The organism is Spirosoma lituiforme, from assembly GCF_054776635.1.
The window spans coordinates 385551-406525 of sequence record NZ_BAAHBO010000002.1 but is presented as its reverse complement, the minus strand read 5'-3'; the positions used below and the strand labels follow the sequence as shown (position 1 = coordinate 406525).

Annotated in this window: 21 protein-coding genes; 10 read left to right on the top strand and 11 right to left on the bottom strand. The window is 51.0% G+C overall.

Annotated elements, in window-relative coordinates; genetic code table 11:
• Window positions 1–174: 174 nt before the first annotated feature.
• From ACYU87_RS10145 to ACYU87_RS10115, 7 genes are all read right to left on the bottom strand, one after another.
• On the bottom strand, window positions 175–402 hold the full coding sequence (locus tag ACYU87_RS10145) for a response regulator transcription factor (RefSeq protein WP_461133953.1): 228 nt from the start codon (window positions 400–402) through the stop codon (window positions 175–177).
• A 116-nt stretch (window positions 403–518) separates the two neighbouring features.
• The gene (trpS, locus tag ACYU87_RS10140; RefSeq protein WP_461133952.1) at window positions 519–1496 is read right to left on the bottom strand and encodes a tryptophan--tRNA ligase; all 978 of its coding nucleotides are present in this window, start codon (window positions 1494–1496) and stop codon (window positions 519–521) included.
• Between the two features lie 138 nt (window positions 1497–1634).
• Entirely contained in the window at window positions 1635–3902 is a 2268-nt protein-coding gene (locus ACYU87_RS10135) for an NADP-dependent malic enzyme (RefSeq protein WP_461133951.1), read from the bottom strand.
• A 76-nt stretch (window positions 3903–3978) separates the two neighbouring features.
• Window positions 3979–5007, bottom strand: a complete 1029-nt coding sequence (locus ACYU87_RS10130; protein ID WP_461133950.1) for a hypothetical protein — start codon at window positions 5005–5007, stop codon at window positions 3979–3981.
• Window positions 5008–5055: 48 nt separating this feature from the next.
• On the bottom strand, window positions 5056–5469 hold the full coding sequence (locus tag ACYU87_RS10125) for a putative toxin-antitoxin system toxin component, PIN family (protein WP_461133949.1): 414 nt from the start codon (window positions 5467–5469) through the stop codon (window positions 5056–5058).
• Window positions 5466–5714, bottom strand: a complete 249-nt coding sequence (locus ACYU87_RS10120) for a hypothetical protein (RefSeq protein ID WP_461133948.1) — start codon at window positions 5712–5714, stop codon at window positions 5466–5468. The genes ACYU87_RS10125 and ACYU87_RS10120 overlap by 4 nt, the downstream gene beginning before the upstream one ends.
• A gap of 72 nt (window positions 5715–5786) precedes the next feature.
• Window positions 5787–6203 carry a hotdog fold thioesterase gene (locus ACYU87_RS10115; protein WP_461133947.1) on the bottom strand — a complete coding sequence of 139 codons (417 nt, stop codon included), beginning with the start codon at window positions 6201–6203 and terminating at the stop codon, window positions 5787–5789.
• 131 nt (window positions 6204–6334) lie between these two features.
• On the opposite strand from ACYU87_RS10115, the gene ACYU87_RS10110 reads away from it, so the two are divergent.
• From ACYU87_RS10110 to ACYU87_RS10085, 6 genes are all read left to right on the top strand, one after another.
• On the top strand, window positions 6335–6970 hold the full coding sequence (locus ACYU87_RS10110) for a histidine phosphatase family protein (protein WP_461133946.1): 636 nt from the start codon (window positions 6335–6337) through the stop codon (window positions 6968–6970).
• 125 nt (window positions 6971–7095) lie between these two features.
• Window positions 7096–8193, top strand: coding sequence for a sensor histidine kinase (locus ACYU87_RS10105; RefSeq protein WP_461133945.1), 1098 nt, complete (start codon window positions 7096–7098; stop codon window positions 8191–8193).
• Window positions 8194–8240: 47 nt separating this feature from the next.
• A complete protein-coding gene (locus ACYU87_RS10100) occupies window positions 8241–8978 on the top strand; it encodes a LytR/AlgR family response regulator transcription factor (RefSeq protein ID WP_461133944.1) in 738 nt (245 codons plus the stop codon).
• Between the two features lie 68 nt (window positions 8979–9046).
• Window positions 9047–9844 carry an RsiV family protein gene (locus ACYU87_RS10095; protein WP_461133943.1) on the top strand — a complete coding sequence of 266 codons (798 nt, stop codon included), beginning with the start codon at window positions 9047–9049 and terminating at the stop codon, window positions 9842–9844.
• A gap of 237 nt (window positions 9845–10081) precedes the next feature.
• The gene (locus ACYU87_RS10090; RefSeq protein WP_461133942.1) at window positions 10082–11509 is read left to right on the top strand and encodes a hypothetical protein; all 1428 of its coding nucleotides are present in this window, start codon (window positions 10082–10084) and stop codon (window positions 11507–11509) included.
• Window positions 11506–11793: a hypothetical protein gene (locus tag ACYU87_RS10085; protein WP_461133941.1), complete on the top strand. Its 288-nt coding sequence runs from the start codon at window positions 11506–11508 to the stop codon at window positions 11791–11793. The genes ACYU87_RS10090 and ACYU87_RS10085 overlap by 4 nt, the downstream gene beginning before the upstream one ends.
• 70 nt (window positions 11794–11863) lie before the next feature.
• Here the strand turns inward: ACYU87_RS10085 and ald are convergent, their stop codons facing one another.
• The gene (ald, locus tag ACYU87_RS10080) at window positions 11864–12994 is read right to left on the bottom strand and encodes an alanine dehydrogenase (protein ID WP_461133940.1); all 1131 of its coding nucleotides are present in this window, start codon (window positions 12992–12994) and stop codon (window positions 11864–11866) included.
• Between the two features lie 175 nt (window positions 12995–13169).
• Here ald and ACYU87_RS10075 point away from each other — a divergent pair, with 175 nt between their 5' ends.
• The 4 genes from ACYU87_RS10075 to ACYU87_RS10060 all read left to right on the top strand — a co-directional run bounded on the left by ACYU87_RS10075 (window position 13170) and on the right by ACYU87_RS10060 (window position 16859).
• Complete coding sequence (locus ACYU87_RS10075; RefSeq protein ID WP_461133939.1) at window positions 13170–13634, top strand: Lrp/AsnC family transcriptional regulator; 465 nt, start codon at window positions 13170–13172, stop codon at window positions 13632–13634.
• 124 nt (window positions 13635–13758) lie between these two features.
• Entirely contained in the window at window positions 13759–14724 is a 966-nt protein-coding gene (locus ACYU87_RS10070) for a Kelch repeat-containing protein (RefSeq protein ID WP_461133938.1), read from the top strand.
• A 29-nt stretch (window positions 14725–14753) separates the two neighbouring features.
• On the top strand, window positions 14754–15653 hold the full coding sequence (locus tag ACYU87_RS10065; RefSeq protein WP_461133937.1) for a 3-keto-disaccharide hydrolase: 900 nt from the start codon (window positions 14754–14756) through the stop codon (window positions 15651–15653).
• Between the two features lie 33 nt (window positions 15654–15686).
• A complete protein-coding gene (locus ACYU87_RS10060) occupies window positions 15687–16859 on the top strand; it encodes a DUF1624 domain-containing protein (protein ID WP_461133936.1) in 1173 nt (390 codons plus the stop codon).
• A gap of 129 nt (window positions 16860–16988) precedes the next feature.
• Here ACYU87_RS10060 and acs read toward each other — a convergent pair whose 3' ends face one another.
• The 3 genes from acs to ACYU87_RS10045 all read right to left on the bottom strand — a co-directional run bounded on the left by acs (window position 16989) and on the right by ACYU87_RS10045 (window position 20926).
• Window positions 16989–18884 (bottom strand): acetate--CoA ligase, encoded by a 1896-nt coding sequence (gene acs / locus ACYU87_RS10055; RefSeq protein WP_461133935.1) that lies wholly within the window; start codon window positions 18882–18884, stop codon window positions 16989–16991.
• A gap of 149 nt (window positions 18885–19033) precedes the next feature.
• Entirely contained in the window at window positions 19034–19252 is a 219-nt protein-coding gene (locus ACYU87_RS10050; RefSeq protein ID WP_461133934.1) for a DUF6814 family protein, read from the bottom strand.
• A 93-nt stretch (window positions 19253–19345) separates the two neighbouring features.
• On the bottom strand, window positions 19346–20926 hold the full coding sequence (locus ACYU87_RS10045) for an MFS transporter (protein WP_461133933.1): 1581 nt from the start codon (window positions 20924–20926) through the stop codon (window positions 19346–19348).
• Window positions 20927–20975 lie beyond the last annotated feature (49 nt).

The following is a 20975-nucleotide window of genomic DNA, read 5'->3' as shown; positions in this document are numbered from 1 at the left end:
GTTGGTCAGTGCTTTTGACCGGATCAAGGCTGATAGACAGGCGCAGGGGATACGTTGCCGGTAGTTTATTCTTGGCAATTTTCCGGACCCGGTTCTACCTGACTGGCAAAAAAACGATTTTTCTTCATCCACGAAATAAGACTCCGTGGATGAAGAAAAATCAATACGGAAGATTTATAAAGACACAATACCCGTTCGTACGGCCCACATGGCAAGACCAACCCGGCTCTTCACCTGAAGGCGTTCAAACAGGGCTTCCCGGTAACCGTCAACGGTGCGGGGGCTAACGCACATTTTGTCGGCGATCTGGACATAGGTTAGCTCAGAGCAAGCCAGCTGTATAAAATGGTGTTCTCGCTGGTTCAACTGAACGGCGTTCTGATTGGGGGGATAGTTATACATCGTGCGGAGTGAGCTAGTTACTATTCGGGCTAAAGATAGATAAGCGCCTGAAAGATAAAATTATACACACTTTTCCCTGCGACGAAGTGAGTTAACGGTAAGGTTTTTCTGCCAGGCTAGTTAAAGCCCAGCTTCTCCCGAACCCGGGTAATCGTTTTACTCGCAACGGCACGTGCTTTCTCCTCACCCGCCCGAAGCTCAGCTTCCAGCGCATCATTGTTGTTCATGTAATACGTGAAGCGTTCGCGTTCAGTGGCAAATCGGTCAACAATAAGTTCGTAAAACGCTCTTTTAGCCGTTCCGTAGCCATAGTTGCCCCCTTCGTACAAACCCCGCATTTCGGCGATCTGCTCGTCCGAAGCCAGCAAGGAATATAACTGAAACGTAATGTCCGTGTCCGGGTTTTTAGGTTCCTCCAGTGGGGTCGAATCCGATTTGATCTTTTTTACCACTTTCCATAACTCGTTTTCGGGTAGGAAAATGTCGATGTAATTGTTGTACGACTTGCTCATTTTTGCCCCATCAATGCCCGGAATCGTCATCAGACGGTCATCAATCCGGGCGTCGGGTAACACAAACACCTCACTATCGTAGTACCGGTTGAACGTACTGGCAATGTCGCGGGTCATTTCAATGTGCTGACGCTGGTCTTTTCCAACCGGAATGATCTCGGCGTCGTACAGCAGAATATCGGCCGCCTGCAAGACCGGATAGACAAACAGACCCGTATTTACCGGACCGCTGGACCGATCTGATTTTTCCTTGAATGAGGTGGCGTTGTTCAACATCGGAACGGGCGTAAAACAACTCAGGTGCCACGCCAATTCTGTATGTTCGGGTACTCTCGATTGCCGCCAGAACGTATTCTTAGCCGTATCCAGACCAAAGGCCAGCCAGGTAGCGGCTACCGCCCGAGTAAACTCCCGTCGGGTTGGCCCGTCCTTGATCGTAGTCAGTGAGTGAAGATCGGCTATGAATAAAAACGACTCATTATCAGGCTGTTTCGATAAGTCGATGGCTGGTTTGATCGCGCCCAGAATGTTGCCCAGGTGCGGCCGACCGCTGCTTTGTATACCGGTTAAGATTCGTGCCATTGTTGTTTTTGTATTCGGGTGATGGTTTGTGGTTTGTCGTTTACGGTTGGCTGATGCGCCAGCGGACCAGCGCGGCTATACAGGCGTCAGCCAGCCGTGACGATGGACTGCCACAACCGGCAAACCAGTATTCCGGTCTTATTTGCCTTGTGCTTCGACGACGGCGATGGCGACCATGTTGACAATCTCGCGTTCCGACGAACCTAATTGCAGTACGTATACCGGCTTCCGAATGCCGAGTAGAATAGGGCCAATGGCGTCGAAACCAGCCGCTTCGCTCATTAAGTTATACGCAATGTTGGCCGCCGACAGATTAGGGAAAATAAGCGTATTCGCGCCTTCCCCGACGAGTTTACTGAACGGATGATTTTGCTGAAGAAGTTCGGTGTTAAAGGCTAAGTGAGCCTGAATTTCGCCGTCGACAACTAGGTCAGGGTGCTTCTGCTGCAGAATCTCGACCGCCCGATTCATCTTCTCCGCATCCTCGCCTTTAGCACTCCCAAAGTTAGAATACGTGACCAGCGCAATGCGCGGCTTAATGTTAAACCGTTCAACCGTACGGGCGGTCAGTTCGGTAATCTCAACGATTTCTTCGGCCGTTGGGTTAAAGTTCACCGTTGTGTCGGAGAAGAACAATGGACCCCGTTTGGTGAGCAGAATGTACATACCCGCTACTTTTTTCACGCCCGGCTCTTTCCCGATAATCTGCAACGCCGGACGGATGGTATCGGGATAGCTGCGCGTCAGACCCGAGATCAGGGCATCCGCTTCGCCCGTTTCGACCATCATCGCCCCGAAGTAGTTGCGATAATACATCATCTTCCGGGCTTCGGTGGCGTTGATGCCCTTTCGTTTGCGTTTATCGAAATACACATCGGTAAACCGATCGATCAGGTCAGATTGCTCCGGTGCTCGTGGATCGAGAATCGGAATCTGGCCTAAATCGAGGCTATTTTCCTGGATAAGCTGTTCGATTTTTGCCCGTTCGCCTAATAGAATAGGGTGTGCAATTCCTTCATCCCGAACCTGTTGGGCGGCTTTCAAAACTTTCAGGTTCTCGGCATCGGCAAAGACTACCCGTTTGGGATTTGCTTTGGCTTTGGTCAGAATAACCCGGGAAATCTGATTGTCCTGACCAAGTCGGCGAGCCAATTGTTGTTCGTAGGCATCCCAATCGGTGATGGGTAACCGGGCTACGCCTGATTCAATGGCGGCTTTTGCGACGGCCGGGGCCACCGTTGATAACAGGCGCGGATCGACGGGTTTGGGCAGGATATAGGTTCGGCCAAAGATCATGTTAGACTCCCCGTAAGCCAGATTAACCAGGTCTGGCACGGGTTTCTTGGCCAAATCTGCCAGCGCATACGTAGCGGCCAGCTTCATGGCTTCGTTAATTTCGGTGGCTCGCACGTCCAGCGCACCCCGGAAAATATACGGGAATCCCAGTACATTATTAACCTGGTTGGGGTAATCGGATCGACCGGTTGCCATAATGATGTCCGGGCGGGCAGCCATGGCCTCGTCGTAACCGATCTCAGGCGTTGGATTGGCCATAGAAAACACGATAGCGTTTGGTGCCATCGAGCGAATCAGGTCCTGGTTTACGATGCCGCCCTTCGATAAGCCAATGAATACATCGGCTCCGGCAAAGGCATCGGCCAGCGACTGGATGTTGCGGGTGGTCGCAAAGGGACGCATCAACTCGCTCAAATCGGTGCGATCCGTGCGAAGGGGGCCATTCACGTCGAACATGACCATGTTCTCGTGTTTGGCCCCGAGGGCAATGTACTGGCGGGCGCATGAAATAGCGGCCGCACCGGCTCCCAGAATCACAAATCTGGCCGTATCGATAGGCTTATGCACCAATTCGAGCGCATTGAGCAAGGCGGCTCCACTGACAATGGCCGTACCGTGCTGGTCGTCGTGCATGACCGGGATGTTCATGTCACGCTTGAGCCGTTCCTCAATCTCGAAGCATTCCGGCGCTTTGATATCCTCCAGATTGACACCCCCGAAGGTGGGTTCCATGATTTTGACCGTGCGGACAAACTCGTCGATATTTTTCGTGTTCAACTCAATATCGAAGACATCTATATCGGCGTAAATTTTAAACAGCAGGCCCTTTCCCTCCATGACGGGTTTGCTGGCAGCAGGGCCAATATCGCCCAGGCCGAGCACGGCCGTACCATTGCTGATTACGGCAACGAGGTTGCCTTTGGCCGTATATTTAAACGCATCGTCGGGGTTGGCTTCAATGGCTAGGCAAGGCTCGGCTACGCCCGGCGAGTAGGCTAATGAAAGGTCACGCTGGGTACTGTATTCTTTGGTCGGGATGACTTCGAGTTTCCCCGGACGCCCTTTGGCATGGTAATCGAGGGCATCTTCGCGCCGGATTTTCTGGTTCATACGGATGTTGTTGATGCGTTATCTGTCTCAACATTGGGAGCGCGAAGGTACGGAAAAAGTGAGCCGGGATGCCAAATCAATTCGCCCGGAGAATTTTATGCCGGTCTACATACGCCCAGCCTGTCCAGCAAAAAAGGAGCAAGACACTTAACAGAAAAGTGCGTTGACCAGGATTCGTATGGGTCGGTTCGTGAACGGGTCTGGTCGTTTGGAGCTGAACAGAGCCAGTTTGCCTGACGCCAAACGTCGGGATCTGTTTGTAGTTGCTGAATTTATCACCGAGCGTAAGCGGCTCGGTTTCTCGCAGCTTTTTGCGGTAATCGCTTTCCCGAATGAGCAAGTCAACGGGTTGCCGAAGTCTGATCGATGCCATCAGCCGATCCAAATGAATATCGTAATCTTTGCGGGACACATAAAACGAAAAGGATGGGTAGCTCCGCAGGGAAAAAGTTACGCCTTTGAGCTGACCTTTGGGCCGGTCTTCACGAACCTGCTCAACAAGGTCGGTAACCGTAACCAGCCGGGCCGGGGCTGGATCCGCCGGGTCGTGGGCCAGGTAGGCAAAGGCGATGTTAGCCAGAATAAACAACGCTAATCCGCTGATCATCCACCGGAGTCGGTTACGTTCCGCCAGCGTCATCACTTTCAGATAGGTCGTGGGCTGAGCCTGGGCAAGCAACCCTTCTTTCAGCTGTTCGTATTCGTCAAATTCATTTGATTTAATGATAAAAAAATCATCGCTCAGATATATTGTCAGGACATTGAACTGATCTCCCCGCCCAAAATCCAACCGCTCGTTGTAGGCTAGACTATCGCTGTAGCTGAATCGCTTTGGCCTTTGGGCAAATTTCTTGATGGTGAACTGAGTCTCCTCTAGCTGTACTGCTGTTGTTTGCCGCCAGTATTCAGCCGCCAACGGAACCCAGATAAAACCTGTCATGGCGAAAAAGATCGGGGCTATCGTCAGGTCGGGATAGCGCTGACCGCTAACGGCAATCATAAAAGGCACAACGATCGTCGACGCAACGAGCAACAAAAGCGGAAGCCACTTCAGAAGCAGCGTTTTTCGTTTAATCCTAAACGACTTTGTTCGGTTATCTACCATCGGCTGTGCCTGGAAAGTTTTGAATCTGAAGGCGGTTGTTCAGACTTATCACACAGCGTCAAGAATAAGACGGAACTCGTCTAAACCAACAACATTAATTTTAGGGAAGTCGATGTCTGCAAGCACATCAAAGTGGTGATCTTCAGTAATCAGATAGTTGGCTCCCGCGGCTATCGCACAATCAGAAAACTTATTGTCATCCGGATCAACCGTGATAAGCCACCAGAAGAACGACACGTTTATTTTTTCGACAAAAGGTGAATTGATAAGGGCCTCAAGTACACTATCTGTTATATCACGCCGGCGAAATCCCCACTCAATAATTTCGTCATATTCTTCTAAAATATCTGTCGTTACGCAAAGCGTAAATTGACCAGTAAAGATGGCTTTATATAGCCAATGTGACTGCGATTTTGACGAAATAGAGCTGAGTAGCTGGTTCGTATCAAGAACAACTCTCACGATTGTGTACCGGCTTCTGGTCGAACTATGTAGGCAGTGCGTAAATGGGTTTGCCGCCATTTATTCATTGTCTCTTCCGAAAGATTATCCTCATTCCACGCATCGTCAGCCAGTTGCGCGGCCTTGTGGGCGAAGTAATTTGATATAAGTGCCTTTATTTCTTTTAAATCGTCGTCGGGAACATTTCGAGAAAAAACCTTCAGTAATTCCAACTGAATATTTGAAAGGGGAAGTTTAGATTCCATGTAGTTTCTAATTGATGTAAACAAAAATAGGTAATTTGATGGATTAGAACATGCACTGGCTTATTTACGAGATTACCCCCCAATTACCGCAACCGTCAGGCGGCTTACGCATACGAGTTTGCCCTGCTCGTCGGTGATGCGAATGTCCCAAACGTGAGTTGTGCGCCCCGTATGAATGGGCGTACAGCGGCCATACACCCAGCCATCGCGTACGGAGCGAATGTGGTTGGCATTGATCTCCAGACCTACCGCCCGCTGCCTGGTGGGATCGTCCAGCATCATCCAGGAGGCAACGCTGCCCAGCGTTTCGGCCAGTACCACCGATGCCCCCCCGTGCAAAATACCGAAGGGTTGATGGGTACGTTTGTCGACGGGCATCCGGGCCAGCAGATAGCCTTCGCCTGCTTCAACGAACTCGATACCGAGGTGCTTGCCAAGCGAATCGGTATCGATGAAGCCAAGGGTAGTCAGGTCGAAATCAGCTTTCATAACAGTAACTTTACGTGAAGTTGGTGATAATGTTACCCGCGAAACCTTATCGCTGAGACAGATAAATGCGGTGTTTTTTGTAATTTTGTCTTCAAATTTGGAAAAATTTGCCAATAGGCAAGTCAATACGCTTGATACAGAAAACGATTTATCTGATTCGCCACGGCGAAACCGACTATAACCGGCGGGGAGTGGTACAGGGCAGTGGCGTCGACTCGGACCTCAACGATATGGGAAGAGCACAGGCTCAGGCTTTTTTTCAGGCCTACCAGCACGTGCCGTTCAGCAAGATTTATATTTCCGGTCTGAAGCGAACTTACCAGACGGCCGAACCTTTCATTGAGCTTGGGTTACCTTTCGAAAAATTAACCGGTCTGAACGAGATCAGCTGGGGCGTTATGGAAGGAAAAGCACCCGGCAATCTGGAAAACGAATACTACCGTGATCTGATCGAATCCTGGGCGTCGGGGAATTCAGCTAAAACAACCGACGGCGGGGAGAGCCCGGATCAGGTGGTAGCCCGTCAGAAGGTGGCCATTGATGCCATTCTCGCCCATCCCGAAGAAGAAACCGTTCTGATCGCTATGCACGGCCGGGCCATGCGCATTCTGTTATGCTGGATTACCGGGCAGCCGCTTTCGTTGATGGACCAGTTCGAGCACAGTAATCTTTGTCTGTACAAACTACAGTACAACTACGATACGGCTGTCTTTACCATTGAGTCAGCGAACGACACGGCGCACCTGCTATCATTAGCAATGGCGTAACGAGCTCCTCCGCTTCTTTGCCCGGCCTTCCCGCTTTTTTTCCACTGGTGTAGTATGTACCTGCTTACCGGGGCCAAACGATTTATATTCGCTGATTGACGAGTAGCGGGCCGTAACAGAAAGGTATGTCTAAGCAAAGAATATATTGGTTTTGTCAGCTGTTCGGCTGGTCGCTCCTCATTTTGGTGGAGTACCTGGCTTATCTGCTTGAAGATGGTTTTCAGGCCGACGAACTGTATCTGGCGATTGCCAATATTTTTCTGGGTATTACCCTGACCCATCTTTACCGGCTTATGATCCGGCGCTGGAACTGGGTGCGGTTGCCGTTCTTTCAGCTGGCACCCAGGGTGTTACTATCCGTTTTTGTGCTGGCGCTGATCATGACGATGGTCAATCTGCCCATGGATCGGCTTATTGTTCCGCAGCATTTGATGGACGAACCCTGGCCGTTGTTCGGCTACATCATGACCTGGGGTAAAACCATGCTTGCCTGGGTATTGAGCTATACGGCCTACCATTATGTGGAAGAAAATCGCAACGCCGAAATCGAAAAGATTTTACTGAAAACGAGCATTCGGGAAACGGAAGCCAAGGTGTTGCGGTCGCAGTTGAATCCCCATTTTGTCTTTAATGCCCTGAATAGCATTCGGGCGCTGGTCTACGAAAACCCGACAAAAGCCCAGCAGAGCATCACCCAGCTTTCCAACCTGCTACGCAATTCGCTGCTGGCCGACCGGCGTAAAACGGTCGAACTTCGCGAAGAAATCAAGACCGTAGAGGATTACCTGGCCCTCGAAAAAGTGCGGTACGAAGAACGCCTGGAGTCATCCATTGAACTCGACGGCCGGACGCTTTACTGGCAGGTGCCGCCCATGATGCTGCAAACATTGGTCGAAAATGCCATCAAACACGGCGTATCGACGGCGGTAGGGGGTGGCTTTATCGAAGTGAAATCCAGCCTTGTAGCCGATAAGCTTCACATCATTATTCGAAATACAGGTGTTCTGGGTGATAAAAAAGCATCCGGCGGCTTTGGTCTAGCCAACACCTCGCAGCGACTCGAACTACTTTATGGCCCCGAAGCCCGGTTTCATATTTTTCAGGAAGGCGATAGCCACCAGGAGAGTCCTGTTGTTTGTGCCGAGATAACCATTCCTGCCCAGTCGGAGGGGATGTTCAGGCGTGAAAAGGTGAAAAGCCAGGAAGGACGGGCGATACTGTAGTTTTACTCACCTATACAGAACCAATCAATTATTAGTCAATCTCTACAATGAAAACCCTGATTATTGACGACGAACGACTGGCTCGTAACGAGTTACGTCGGTTGCTGGAAAATTTTCCTAAAATTCAAATCATTGGTGAAGCGGCCAATGCCGATGAAGCCCTTCCCATGATTGACGAGCTGGAGCCGGACCTGCTGTTTCTGGATATTCAGATGCCGGGAAAAAACGGCTTCGAGCTTCTGCAATCCATTGAAGGAAAAACGCCGGAAGTGATCTTCACAACGGCGTTTGATGAATACGCTATTAAGGCGTTTGAATTCAACGCGCTTGATTACCTGCTTAAACCCGTAGAACTGGCCCGATTGTCGGAGGCCATTCATCGGGTGGAAGAAGAACAGCACAACCAGGAATCTTCCCATACCACATCAATTGGTACGTCGACAAAAATACTGGGCGAAAATGACCAGGTCTTCGTGAAAGACGGCGAAAAGTGCTGGTTTGTTAAACTGGGCAAAGTGCGGCTTTTTGAGTCGATGGGTAACTACGTAAGATTGTATTTTGATGATCAGAAACCACTGGTGCTCAAATCATTAAATGCGTTGGAAGATCGTCTTAACCCCGCTACGTTTTTTCGGGCAAACCGGAAACACATTATCAACTTGCAGTGGATTGAGAAGATTGAGCCCTGGTTTAGTGGCGGATTACTGGTCACGTTAAGAGGAGGAGATAAAATCGAAATTAGCCGCCGACAGGCTATCCGGTTTAAAGATTTGTTAAGTTTGTAGTACAGGGTACTTGGTTTGTTCCGGCTTATTTTCTGGCAACAAAAGGCTGCTGTTACGACAACGTCCTCATGAAGAACACGTTAGCCTTGCTGTTTTGCGGCTTAATCTATTGCGCTACGGCTTGCCATTCGACCAGTTCAACACCACCCGCTCTGGAAAAAAAGCAGTATGTATTCACGGGTTCAAGTCGTTGCGATACGGCCAAAAATGCCGGGGTGGATGTCTCCGTCGCGTTTGTGTTACTCAACGATAATACGGAGGGCTCTCGCAAAATAAATGACAGTCTGCGCCAGCTGGCCGCCAACAGCATTGTGGGCTGGCTCGATAGTGTAACGGTAGCTGAGCATCCCGATGCCAAAACAGATTTGGCCAAAGCGGCCTCTTTGTTTGCTACCGATTATGAGGCTGTCCGGAAAGATATGGGTAATCTGGGCGGTTGCTGGGAGGTAAAAACGACGGCTGATACGGTTCATGTTGGCCCTAAAGCCGTAACCGTTAAGTACGAAACCATGGCGTACACGGGCGGGGCGCACCCAAATTCCAGCCTGTCTTTCTACAACTTCGACCGGGAAACAGGGCAGATGCTGACGCTGGCTGATATGGTTTCGGATACAACGGCGCTACTCGGTCTGGTGGAAAAGGCGTTTCGGGAGCAACAGCAGGTAATGCCTCAGAACAACCTCGAAGAGCGGGGGTACTTTCTGCGTGATGGTCGTTTTTTTCTCCCGGCCAACGTTGGGATGAGTCCCCGAGGCATGGTATTTTATTACAACCCCTACGAAATTGCCGCGTACGCTGTCGGCCCCATTCAAGTTACGGTGCCGTATGGACAACTCGACGGAATTCTGCAAAAAGATTGGTATTGAGTGAGTTGCCGCAGGGCCATACCCAGTTACTAAATTGATCGGCCAGGAAGCCGTTTGCCCATCGTAATTCCGTAAGTTTGCCCGCCAGATGTGCCCGTCGCGGCCTGGCGATGGGTTCCTGATTTATGTATGAGAACAAAGTGGATTGCTCCGGTTGCTGCCAGTAGCCTGATTTTACTCTTATTTTTTTGGTTTAAGGTTATTCGGTTCCAAGGGTTATACTACACCTTCAATGACATGTACATCTTTCTGCAGGCGTCCTGCAGCTGGATGAATGGCCGACCAGTACTTTACGAAAACATCTGGGGATATGATGACCGGATCCATAACAACTACGCCATGTTGCTCTGGGGACCGTTCATTTACGTGGCTGGTCCGTATGCCGTGTTTGCGATCCAGACGGGACTTTCGCTGTTGAGCTACGGCTTGTTGCTACGCCAGCTTAGCAGCCGAATGGCGAGCTGGGCCCTATGGCTTGTACTGGCGGTACTGCTGGCTGGACCCGTCTGGTTCTGGTTCAACGATCACCCCGGCATTGGCTGGCATCCTGAGCTTACGTATTTCCCGCTTTCTATCTTGTTCATGCTGGCTTTGCAGGCAAACCGCCCCGGTTGGTTTCTGCTGACGGCTTGCCTGATTGTGCTGGTTAAGGAAGATGGTGCGTTGCTGGCCGGGGCTATTCATCTGGCCTTTGTCAGCATTCAGTATCTCGCTACCGATCGCCGGCGAACCATCTTTGGCGTGCTGACACAGCCGAAGTTCTGGTTTGTGCTGGTAGGCTGGGCGCTGGTGTTTATTGCTGGAATGGCTTTTTTATCCTACAAAAACCACGCAGCCGAGCCGGAGCCCCGTTTGCAGCAGGCGCTTACGGCGATTCAAAACGGGTTACACGATCGGGTCTTTATCCGTCGGAATGGCCTGTTGCTGCTACAGACCATAGTCCTGTTGCTACCTTCTGTGGGGGCGTTGCTGTATGGGTTGTATCAGGTAAACTGGCGGCAAACAGGGAGCATTTTACTCGTATACGTAGTAGCGCAGGCGGCCCTGCTGCTATCGAACTGGGTACAGGGCGCAACATATTATGGCACCAATCCTTACTTCGATCTGGTTTCGCTAACGTGGCCTCCCCGGTTTGTACTGGTTTATGCCTTTTCCGTAACCTACTGTCTGCTCGTATGGGTACTGTTTGGGGCAGGCAAATCCGTGGTTAGCTGGAAACCGATATTGGTTGGTCTACTGCTGCTCATTAGCCAGTTACCCATCGTTCAGGTCGGACGGCCAGACTACCAGTGGAGGGCTCTGGTTCGTAACCTGGTGAAGCATCGGTACGATCCGATTAAGGAACCTATGCTACCAGCATCCGATGTGGCGATCATTCAAAACCTGGGCCAGGCAATTCCAGCACATTCCAATGTGTTTATCTTCGATTTTCTGATTCCGTTTTTCTACCAGCATTACAATATCTGGCCAACCGAGAAGCATTGGGAAGATGCCGATCTGGCCATCATACCCAAAAACGATTTTCAGAATCTTGGCGAACATTTGCCCCGGGTCATGAAACATCCTTACCGGGCTATCCAGTTAAAGGATTACACCATTTACGTTACACCGGCTTACGAGCCGTACGTAAAGACTTCGTTATCACAAAAAATCGTGCTGAAATGACGCTGGAACAATTCAACGATACCCTGAGCCAACCTGAACCCCCTACTGATGTACATCCGGTATTGAAAGGGCTCTGGTACGATGCCAACGAAAACTGGGAGCAGGCTCATAACATTGCCCAAAGCCGCGAAGGAGAGCCTAGCTACGATCGTCTGCACGCCTATCTGCACCGGAAAGAAGGAGACCGGTTCAACGCAAACTACTGGTACCGGCGCGCAGGAGCCACGTTCTTTCCGGGCTCTCTGGATGAAGAATGGAACGCGTTGGTAACGCAGTATTTATAAGTTCAGTATAGAAAAAAAGGCCGCACTCTTGCGAATGCGACCTGCGTCTGTCGATGAATAAGTAATATTGTTAGGCCATTTCCTCGGTCGTCAGCAGCGTGCTAACATCGGTCAATGGCAAATTGAATGCTTCAGCAACACCTTTGTACACCACTTTGCCATCAACGACATTCAGTCCCATTTTAAGGTCTGTGTTATCGAGGCAGGCCTGCTGCCAGCCTTTGTTGGCCAGTTGCAGCGCATAAGGCAGGGTGGCATTTGTTAAGGCAAGGGTACTCGTATAGGGAACAGCACCCGGCATATTGGCGACGCAGTAATGAACAACACCGTCGATAATGAATGTCGGGTCTTCGTGTGTTGTCGGGCTGCATGTTTCAATGCAACCGCCCTGATCAACCGCTACATCAACCAATACAGTACCGGTCCGCATCTGTTTCAGCATTTCCCGCGTAATGAGGTGGGGGGCTTTGGCGCCGGGAATCAGTACGGCACCAATAATCAGGTCGGATGTTTTGATCATCTCCCGAATATTGTATTCGTTCGACATCATTGTTTGCACGTTTGGCGGCATAATGTCCGACAGGTAGCGCAAGCGGGCCAGACTAACGTCCATGATGGTTACGTGAGCACCGAGACCGGCAGCCATTTTAGCGGCCTGCGTACCAACAATGCCACCACCCAGAATAAGCACGTTCGCTGGTTTTACACCTGGTACACCCCCGAGCAGAATACCCCGGCCTTTCAGTGGTTTCTCTAAATATTTCGCTCCTTCCTGAACCGCCATCCGGCCAGCTACTTCCGACATAGGAACCAGCAATGGCAAACTACGGTCGGGCCGTTCAACGGTTTCGTAAGCCAGACAGACCGCCTTTTTTGCCAGCATGGCCTGTGTTAACTCTTCCGACGACGCAAAGTGGAAATAAGTGAATAGCAACTGGTTCTCCTTGATCAGATTGTATTCAGCCGCAATCGGCTCTTTCACCTTCATGATCATCTCGGCGATACCGTAAACGTCTTCGATGGTGGGTAGCATGGTGGCGCCAGCCGCAATGTACTCTTCATCTTCAAACCCGCTGCCCTCACCGGCATTTACCTGCACATAAACCGTATGGCCATGCTTACGTAACTCGGTTACACCAGCGGGCGTTAATGCCACGCGGTTTTCGTTGTTTTTAATTTCTCTTGGAACACCAATAACCATGACAAGTAGATACGATTGGGAGGTTGTTTATTTCCTTGTCACAAAGGTAAAGTGGCTATATTTGTTTTCTAGCAGAAACTAAGTTTTCAGGATAAAAGGCTAATGAATGTCTATATGACAGGAAAAAAGTCTATATATGATTAACTAAAATGGCTGAAGCCGTAAAAATGCCGCTATGGAAGGTTTAGACAAAACAGATCGCCAGATCCTGACGCTGTTGCAGCAAAATGCCCGTTTGACAATACAGGAGATCGGGCAGCAGATTAACCTCTCGAAAACGCCCGTTCACGAGCGTATAAAACGACTCGAACGGGAGGGGGTCATTGCGCGCTATGTGACCATTCTGGACAAGAAGAAATTAGGCAATCTACTGATCGTTTTCTGCCAGGTAACCCTCGATCGGCAAACCCGCGATGCTTTCGCTGATTTTGAAACGGCAGTGCGTGTTCTGCCCGATGTGCTGGAGTGCAACCGTGTATCGGGCACGTTCGATTATTTGATTAAAATCGTCAGCCGCGATATGGAAACGTATAATTACTTCTATCAGGAGCAGTTGTCCGTTATACCGGGTACGCTGCACATCAGTAGTTTTTTCGTTATGGCCGATGTGAAAAATTCCACCGTCATTCCCATTGAGTAAGCCACACAACTAACTTATTGATCCGATCAGCACGATTGGTCTGGTAAAACGTGGACTGGTTAGAGTAGTATCCCGCGGTATTCTGATTTATTAATTCGTCATCCTTTTTCTTCTATTCGTGTTTATGAAGGTACGTTACTTGCCCCTTTTTTGTCTGCTAGGCAGTTGGTTCACCGGGTATGCCCAAACCTGGCAGCCCGTAACCACACAGAATACCTGTTCGACCCGGCATGAGAATGCTGCTACACTGATTGGCGATAGTCTATATGCCGTTGGCGGGCGAGGCATAAAACCGCTGGAAGCGCTGAATCTGAAAACGCTCGTCTGGCAAACGCTCCCAACGCCACCCGTTGAGATGAATCATTTTCAGGCTATTACGTATAATGGAGAACTGTACGTAATGGGCGCGTTTCAGGGGAAGTATCCGCACGAAACACCCCTGCCAAACATCTACATTTATAGTCCCAAGCAAGGTAAATGGCGAACGGGTCCCGAAATACCAAAGGAACGGTTGCGGGGATCGGCCGGGGTAGTGGTCTATAAAAACAAGATATACATGGCCTGCGGCATTATTGATGGACACTACGATGGGCATGTCGCCTGGTTTGATGAGTACGACCCGAAAACAAATTCCTGGAAACGGCTGCCCGATGCACCGCGCACCCGCGATCATATTACAGCTGCCATGGTCGGCGACAAGTTGTACCTGGCGGGCGGTCGTAATTCAACAGCGCGGATCAATAAAGTACTCGAAACCACGATTGCTGAGGTCGATGTGTATGACTTCAAAACGGGACGTTGGGAAACGCTTCCGGCAACGTCCAATATTCCAACACAGCGGGCCGGGGCCACGGCTGTAACCCAAGGCGGCAAAGTCTGGATCATCGGGGGCGAAACTGTGCAGCTGCTGGCTCACAACGAGGCCGAAGCCCTCGACCCGAAGACAAACAAATGGACCGCCGGGCCAAGATTAAACCAGGGTCGACATGGTACGCAGGCCGTTGTTCATGAGGGTAAGATATACATCGTTGCGGGCTCGGCCAACCACGGCGGAGGACCGGAACTGAATACCGTAGAAGTATTGAAGTAGTAAACCCATTCCATTCTTGACCATCACTTATGAAACCATTCCTGCGCGTACTGTTTGTTATTTTGTTTCTATCCAGCGCGTCGTTTGCGCAAAAGGCGGCCAGTCAGGAAGATTGGGTGTCCATTTTCAATGGCAAAGACCTGAAAGGCTGGGATATTAAAATTGCCGGGCGACCGCTGAATGACAATTATCAAAATACATTCCGGGTCGAAAACGGGGTCATGCGTGTTGTCTATGACCAGTATAAAACTTTCGACGGGAAATACGGCCACATCTATTACAAAAAGCCCTATTCGTACTATCGGGTGCGGTTCCAGTATCGATTTTTAGGGAAGCAAACGCCAGAGGGCGATTCCTGGAATGTTCGGAACAGCGGCATCATGCTCCATTCGCAATCGGCCGAAAGTCTGTCGCTCAATCAAACCTTCCCGGTCTCCCTGGAAATGCAGTTACTGGGTGGTCTGGGTAAAGGAGAGCGGCATACGGGCAACCTGTGTACCCCCGGTACGCAGGTACACATGGACGGTAAACTGCTAACGGAACATTGCACAGACTCCGACTCGAAAACGTACGATGGCGATCGGTGGATAACCGCCGAAGCGATTGTAATGGGCGACTCGATCATCCATCACCTCATCGAGGGTGATACCGTACTGACTTACCAGCGTCCGCAGGTTGGCGGTGGCTTCGTTAGTCGCGACCACGACTGGAAGGCCGGTCGATTCGATACCAATGCCGAGAATCACTGGATCAGTCGGGCCGACACACCGCTTGGCGAGGGATACATCGCGTTGCAGGCCGAGAGCCATCCAATTGACTTTCGGAAAGTAGAGGTCCTGAATCTTAAAGGCTGCATGAATCCGAAAGCCCTGAATTACAAGTCATACTACGTGAAAGCGGATAACACACAGTGCCGGTATAAGAAATAGGAAACGGCTGATTCCGGACCAATCATCACCCATATGAAGCGCGTCACCGCCATCGACATAACCCGTGGCCTGGTCATGGTCATTATGGCACTGGATCACGTTCGTGACCTGCTGCATACGCCCGCTCTTACCCAGAACCCCACCGATCTGGCCACGACGACGCCGGCTATTTTCATGACCCGGTGGATCACGCATTTGTGTGCGCCGACGTTTGTTTTTTTGTCGGGTACATCGGCGTACCTATCATTGCAAAAACAACGGGCGGCCAGGGGCGATGACAAGTCGGCCCGCCGGTTTTTGCTGAAGCGGGGCATCGTGCTGATAGGGCTCGAACTAACGGTTATCAACTTCGCCTTCTGGTTCGATATTCGGTTTCAATCGCTTCTTTTACAGGTGATTTATGCGATTGGCGGTGGCCTGATAGTCCTATCGTTTCTGGCCAGATTATCCGTTAAATGGGTCGGTATGATTGGCTTGATTATCCTGTTCGGTCATAATATTCTCCAACTGGTTCCTGCGTTCACAAATGTGGTCGCCAGATTCGCGTGGGCGTTGTTATTCAAAACGGATTTCTTTCCGCTTAATCCACACTTCACCATGGTCGTGCTTTATCCGCTTATTCCCTGGCTGGGCATTATGCTCGTCGGATTTGCGGTTGGCCCGCTGATGGAACGGTCCATTGACCAGCGAAAGCCATTGTTGCTGCGGATCGGTCTGGGATCTCTGCTGTTATTTATACTGTTGCGTTTCCTGAATGTATACGGAGACCCGGCCCCCTGGTCTGGTCAGAGAACTGGGTTGCTTACTTTTCTGTCATTCATCAACGTTACCAAATACCCGCCTTCGCTTTTGTACGCGCTGCTCATGCTTGGCCTGATGCTGCTCTTCCTGTCGGTAATTGATGGGAAGGAGAACACCCTTACCCGCTGGCTGACCGTGTATGGCAAAGTGCCGATGTTCTATTACATGTTGCACTGGTATCTGGTACACCTGGCTATGATCGGAATGAGTTTGCTACAGGGGTATTCACTAGCCGATTTACCAACGGGACCGCTAAACTTTGGTCGGCCACCCAACGCCGGTATCTCACTGGGAGGAGTATATCTGGTATGGCTTGGCCTGGTCATCCTCCTCTATCCAATTTGCAAAGGGTATGGCCGGTATAAGGAAAATCATCCCGAAATCGGATGGTTACGGTACGTATGAGGAAGGATATTCTGGCTGGATTGGTCAGTAAGGGCAGACGGTCTTGAGGAGTGAAATTAGCTTAACGAAAAATGCAGCAAGCCGGGCGACTAGTCGCCCGGCTTGCTGCATAGTGCACATTCTCGTTTGTTACAAAGCGCCCGCTTTGATGTCCTCCACAACGGCAGGGTCGAGGAGGGTGGAGGTATCGCCAAGACTACCCGTTTCGCCCTCCGCAATTTTGCGCAGAATCCGGCGCATGATTTTACCCGAGCGCGTTTTGGGTAATCCTGTTACGAACTGAATTTTATCCGGTTTGGCAATGGGACCAATAACCCGGCTGACCGTGGCCAGAATATCGCGTTTGGTCAGGTCGGCATCGTGACCCTCGGGTATCTGATCGGTAATAACGTACGCGTAAATACCCTGACCTTTGATGTCGTGCGGGTAGCCTACCACGGCGCTCTCCACCACACCCGTGTGCATGTTGATTGCATTTTCTACTTCGGCCGTGCCGATGCGGTGGCCCGATACATTCAGCACATCATCAACCCGCCCCGTAATCCGATAATACCCGTCTTCATCGCGCAGACACCCGTCGCCCGTGAAGTAGAGCCCCGGATAGGTTGCGAAGTAGGTCTGGCGGCAGCGCTCGTGATCCCCGTAGGTGGTACGAAGCAGCCCCGGCCAGGGAAACTTGATGCATAAATTTCCGCTGACGCCGTTACCTTCGATTTCGGCCCCGTTTTCGTCAACGAGAATTGGCTGAACACCTGGCAACGGAAGCGTGGCATAGGTGGGTTTGGTCTTGGTAATGCCCGCCAGGGGCGAAACGAGAATACCGCCCGTTTCGGTCTGCCACCAGGTATCGACAATGGGACAGCGATTTTTACCAATGTGGTCGTCGTACCAATGCCAGGCTTCCTCATTGATGGGTTCGCCCACCGAGCCAAGAACCTGCAAACTGCTTAAATCGTGGTTGTCAACCTTGTCCAGCCCCGCACCCATCAACGACCGAATCGCGGTTGGGGCCGTGTACAGAATATTGACCTTGTGTTTATCCGTAATATCCCAGAAGCGTCCGGCATCCGGGTAGGTCGGTACGCCTTCAAAAAGTATGGACGTCGCGCCACTGGCCAAAGGACCATATACGATGTACGAGTGCCCCGTGATCCAGCCGATGTCGGCCGTACAGAAGAAAATCTGGCCTGGTTCGTACTGGAATACATTCTGAAAGGTGTAGGTCGCGTATACCATATAGCCCCCGCAGGTATGGACAACGCCCTTGGGTTTGCCCGTCGAGCCGGAGGTATACAAAATGAACAACATGTCTTCGGCGTCCATTTCTTCTGCTGGGCAATCGGCGGTGACCTGCTTCAGTTCCTGTTCCCACCAGACATCACGCCCTTTGAGCATCGAAACGGGGGTGCGCGTGCGCGTCAGCACGATCACCCGCTTAACCGTTGGGCAACCCAGCAGCGCATCATCGACGGTGCTTTTCATCGGAATTTCTTTGTTTCCCCGGTAAGCACCATCCGAGGTGATGATCAGTTTACACTGGGCATCGTTGATCCGGTCGGCGATGCTCTGGGCCGAAAAGCCACCAAACACAACGGAATGGACGGCCCCTACGCGGGCACAGGCCAACACCGCAATGGCCAGTTCGGGAACCATCGGCATGTACACACAAACCCGGTCGCCTTTCACTACGCCATTGCGTTTCAGCACGTTGGCAAACCGGCACACCTGATCGTGGAGCATGCGGTAGGTGAGCGTAACACCGGGTTCGTTCGGGTCGTTCGGTTCCCAGATAATGGCGGGTTGGTCGCCCCGCGTGGCCAGGTGACGGTCGAGGCAGTTTTCGGTAATATTCAGTTTGCCACCGATGAACCATTTTATGTTCGGTTCGGTGAAATTCCATTGCAGGGTTTTAGTCCAGGGTTTGCGCCACTGAAATTCCTGGGCTATTTCGGCCCAGAACGATTCGGGGTCGTCAACACTCTTTTGATAAGCTGTCTGGTATTCGTCAAAGGTTCGGATACGCATGGGTTTGTGACGTTGTTGGGGAATTGTTGCATTCAGCCGTTAAAGGTAAAACGGTCTGCGGAATTTTGGCGCACGTTTACCGGCCAAACTTCCTGATGGACCATAGACGGGTACCTTGTTGACAGGATAGTACCCCTGTTTCTGGTCCATCAGTCGTCGTATTCGCCCTGTAGCGCATAGAGGCCAAATCGAATCAGACCGCCCACAATAAGCGGCATCAGCACAAAAACGATGATGATGCCGAAAACCAGATCGTCGGTTTTGCCGGATGTGAGTTTGGGTAAACCCAGGGTCGTAATGCCAAAATAACCAGCCAGGGCAGCCAGGGCCAGCCAGACAATACCCAGGTATCGTTTTACTGCGTTCATCGTGTTAAAAGATTAAAAGTCGGTTTGGTATAATCAGGCTTCTCGTTTCCTAAGTTGAAACCCGCTGAGATGAAAGAGAACGACAGACCAGTATCAGTCGATGACTTGCGCCCGGTTCTTGATATAAAAAAGGCCGATCAATAAACTGACACCTGCCACAATGATGGGGTACCAGAGTCCTTCCAGATAAGGAGCCGTGTAGGGCAATGTCTTTCCCGCTTTATCCGCAGCCAGATTGGCCTCGTTGGCTCCGGTCGCCAGATACGTCGCCACGGCGGGTAGTAAGCCGCCAAAAACACCATTGCCGATATGATAGGGCAGCGACATAGACGTGTACCGAATTTTAACGGGAAACATCTCCACCAGAAAAGCGGCAATCGGGCCGTATACCAGCGTCACGAAAATTACCTGGATGAAAACCAGCCAGATCAGCCGCCACCGATCACGGTCATTTACGGTCACCGTTCGTTTGATATCGGGTCTGGCTGGTTCAGTGGCTGGGTTTGCCGAGCGCTTTAGCCTGGTGACCTCCGTTAGTAACGTGCCATCGGTATAGGCACGTTTACTGGTTTTGATCAGGATCGTGCCCCCCGCCACTTTCGGGTCAGGCGTCACGGTCGAATCAGTTGAAAAGCTGGCCGTAATCTCCTGCTTGTTATTCACGTTAGTCGTCTGGTACATCGACTCATAAATGGTTCGGTAGGAAAGAATGGCCACCAGCATACCAAACAGCATAATGCCCTTTCGGCCGATCTTATCCGATAGCCAGCCAAAGACCACGAAGAACGGGGTGCCCATGAGCAGCGCGACGGTCATCAGCTCATCGGATTGGATGGCGTCGACGTTACAGACCGTTTTAACGAAGTTCATGGCGTAAAACTGGCCAGTATACCAGACAACTCCCTGCCCCATGGTTGCGCCAAACAGAGCCAGCAACACGAATTTGAAATTGTATTTATTGCCAAAGCTTTCCTTAAGCGGGTTCGTCGAGGTTTTACCCTCGGCTTTCGCTTTGGCAAACAGGGGTGACTCGTGCATATTTTTCCGGATGATGTAGGAGATAAGCACCATCAGAATTGACACCAGAAAGGGAACGCGCCAGCCCCATTCATCGAAATCTTCTTTCGACATTGATTTCCGGGTGAGCAGAATGACCAGCAGGGATACAAACAGACCAATGGTTGCGGTGGTCTGTATCCAGGATGTCCAGTAACCCCGTTGCCCCACGGGTGAGTACTCGGCTACGTAGGTAGCGGCTCCCCCGTATTCACCGCCCAGCGCAAGGCCCTGCAAAAGTCGGAGCACCAGAACCAGCGTAGGAGCCAGGTAGCCAATGGTCTTGTAACTCGGAATCAGGCCTATGAAGAAGGTGGCACCACCCATCAGCATGAGGGTGACCATGAATGTATATTTACGCCCGATCAAATCGCCGAGACGGCCAAAGAAGAGAGCACCGAAAGGCCGGACAATAAACCCGGCTGCAAACGTAGCCAGCGTTGACAGAAAAGCGGCTGTTGGGTTACCTTCCGGAAAAAACTTGGTGGCCAGCACCGTAGCCAGCGATCCGAAAATGTAAAAGTCGTACCACTCGATGAGCGTACCAACCGATGAGGCCCCGATGACGCTGATCAAACTGCGTGTGCCGGACGTAGTTTTGGGTGCTTCTGTAAGCATAAAAAAGTAAGAAGTTAGGAATAGGCTTTAGGTAAAAATAGGGAGTACG

What these genes read in the sequence shown, in the direction of transcription:
- ACYU87_RS10145 (WP_461133953.1), bottom strand. Translation starts at nt 402, where the DNA reads ATGTATAACTATCCCCCCAATCAGAACGCCGTTCAGTTGAACCAGCGA.
- trpS (WP_461133952.1), bottom strand. Translation starts at nt 1,496, where the DNA reads ATGGCACGAATCTTAACCGGTATACAAAGCAGCGGTCGGCCGCACCTG.
- ACYU87_RS10135 (WP_461133951.1), bottom strand. Translation starts at nt 3,902, where the DNA reads ATGAACCAGAAAATCCGGCGCGAAGATGCCCTCGATTACCATGCCAAA.
- ACYU87_RS10130 (WP_461133950.1), bottom strand. Translation starts at nt 5,007, where the DNA reads ATGGTAGATAACCGAACAAAGTCGTTTAGGATTAAACGAAAAACGCTG.
- ACYU87_RS10120 (WP_461133948.1), bottom strand. Translation starts at nt 5,714, where the DNA reads ATGGAATCTAAACTTCCCCTTTCAAATATTCAGTTGGAATTACTGAAG.
- ACYU87_RS10115 (WP_461133947.1), bottom strand. Translation starts at nt 6,203, where the DNA reads ATGAAAGCTGATTTCGACCTGACTACCCTTGGCTTCATCGATACCGAT.
- ACYU87_RS10105 (WP_461133945.1), top strand. Translation starts at nt 7,096, where the DNA reads ATGTCTAAGCAAAGAATATATTGGTTTTGTCAGCTGTTCGGCTGGTCG.
- ACYU87_RS10100 (WP_461133944.1), top strand. Translation starts at nt 8,241, where the DNA reads ATGAAAACCCTGATTATTGACGACGAACGACTGGCTCGTAACGAGTTA.
- ACYU87_RS10095 (WP_461133943.1), top strand. Translation starts at nt 9,047, where the DNA reads ATGAAGAACACGTTAGCCTTGCTGTTTTGCGGCTTAATCTATTGCGCT.
- ACYU87_RS10090 (WP_461133942.1), top strand. Translation starts at nt 10,082, where the DNA reads ATGTACATCTTTCTGCAGGCGTCCTGCAGCTGGATGAATGGCCGACCA.
- ACYU87_RS10085 (WP_461133941.1), top strand. Translation starts at nt 11,506, where the DNA reads ATGACGCTGGAACAATTCAACGATACCCTGAGCCAACCTGAACCCCCT.
- ald (WP_461133940.1), bottom strand. Translation starts at nt 12,994, where the DNA reads ATGGTTATTGGTGTTCCAAGAGAAATTAAAAACAACGAAAACCGCGTG.
- ACYU87_RS10075 (WP_461133939.1), top strand. Translation starts at nt 13,170, where the DNA reads ATGGAAGGTTTAGACAAAACAGATCGCCAGATCCTGACGCTGTTGCAG.
- ACYU87_RS10070 (WP_461133938.1), top strand. Translation starts at nt 13,759, where the DNA reads ATGAAGGTACGTTACTTGCCCCTTTTTTGTCTGCTAGGCAGTTGGTTC.
- ACYU87_RS10065 (WP_461133937.1), top strand. Translation starts at nt 14,754, where the DNA reads ATGAAACCATTCCTGCGCGTACTGTTTGTTATTTTGTTTCTATCCAGC.
- ACYU87_RS10060 (WP_461133936.1), top strand. Translation starts at nt 15,687, where the DNA reads ATGAAGCGCGTCACCGCCATCGACATAACCCGTGGCCTGGTCATGGTC.
- acs (WP_461133935.1), bottom strand. Translation starts at nt 18,884, where the DNA reads ATGCGTATCCGAACCTTTGACGAATACCAGACAGCTTATCAAAAGAGT.
- ACYU87_RS10050 (WP_461133934.1), bottom strand. Translation starts at nt 19,252, where the DNA reads ATGAACGCAGTAAAACGATACCTGGGTATTGTCTGGCTGGCCCTGGCT.
- ACYU87_RS10045 (WP_461133933.1), bottom strand. Translation starts at nt 20,926, where the DNA reads ATGCTTACAGAAGCACCCAAAACTACGTCCGGCACACGCAGTTTGATC.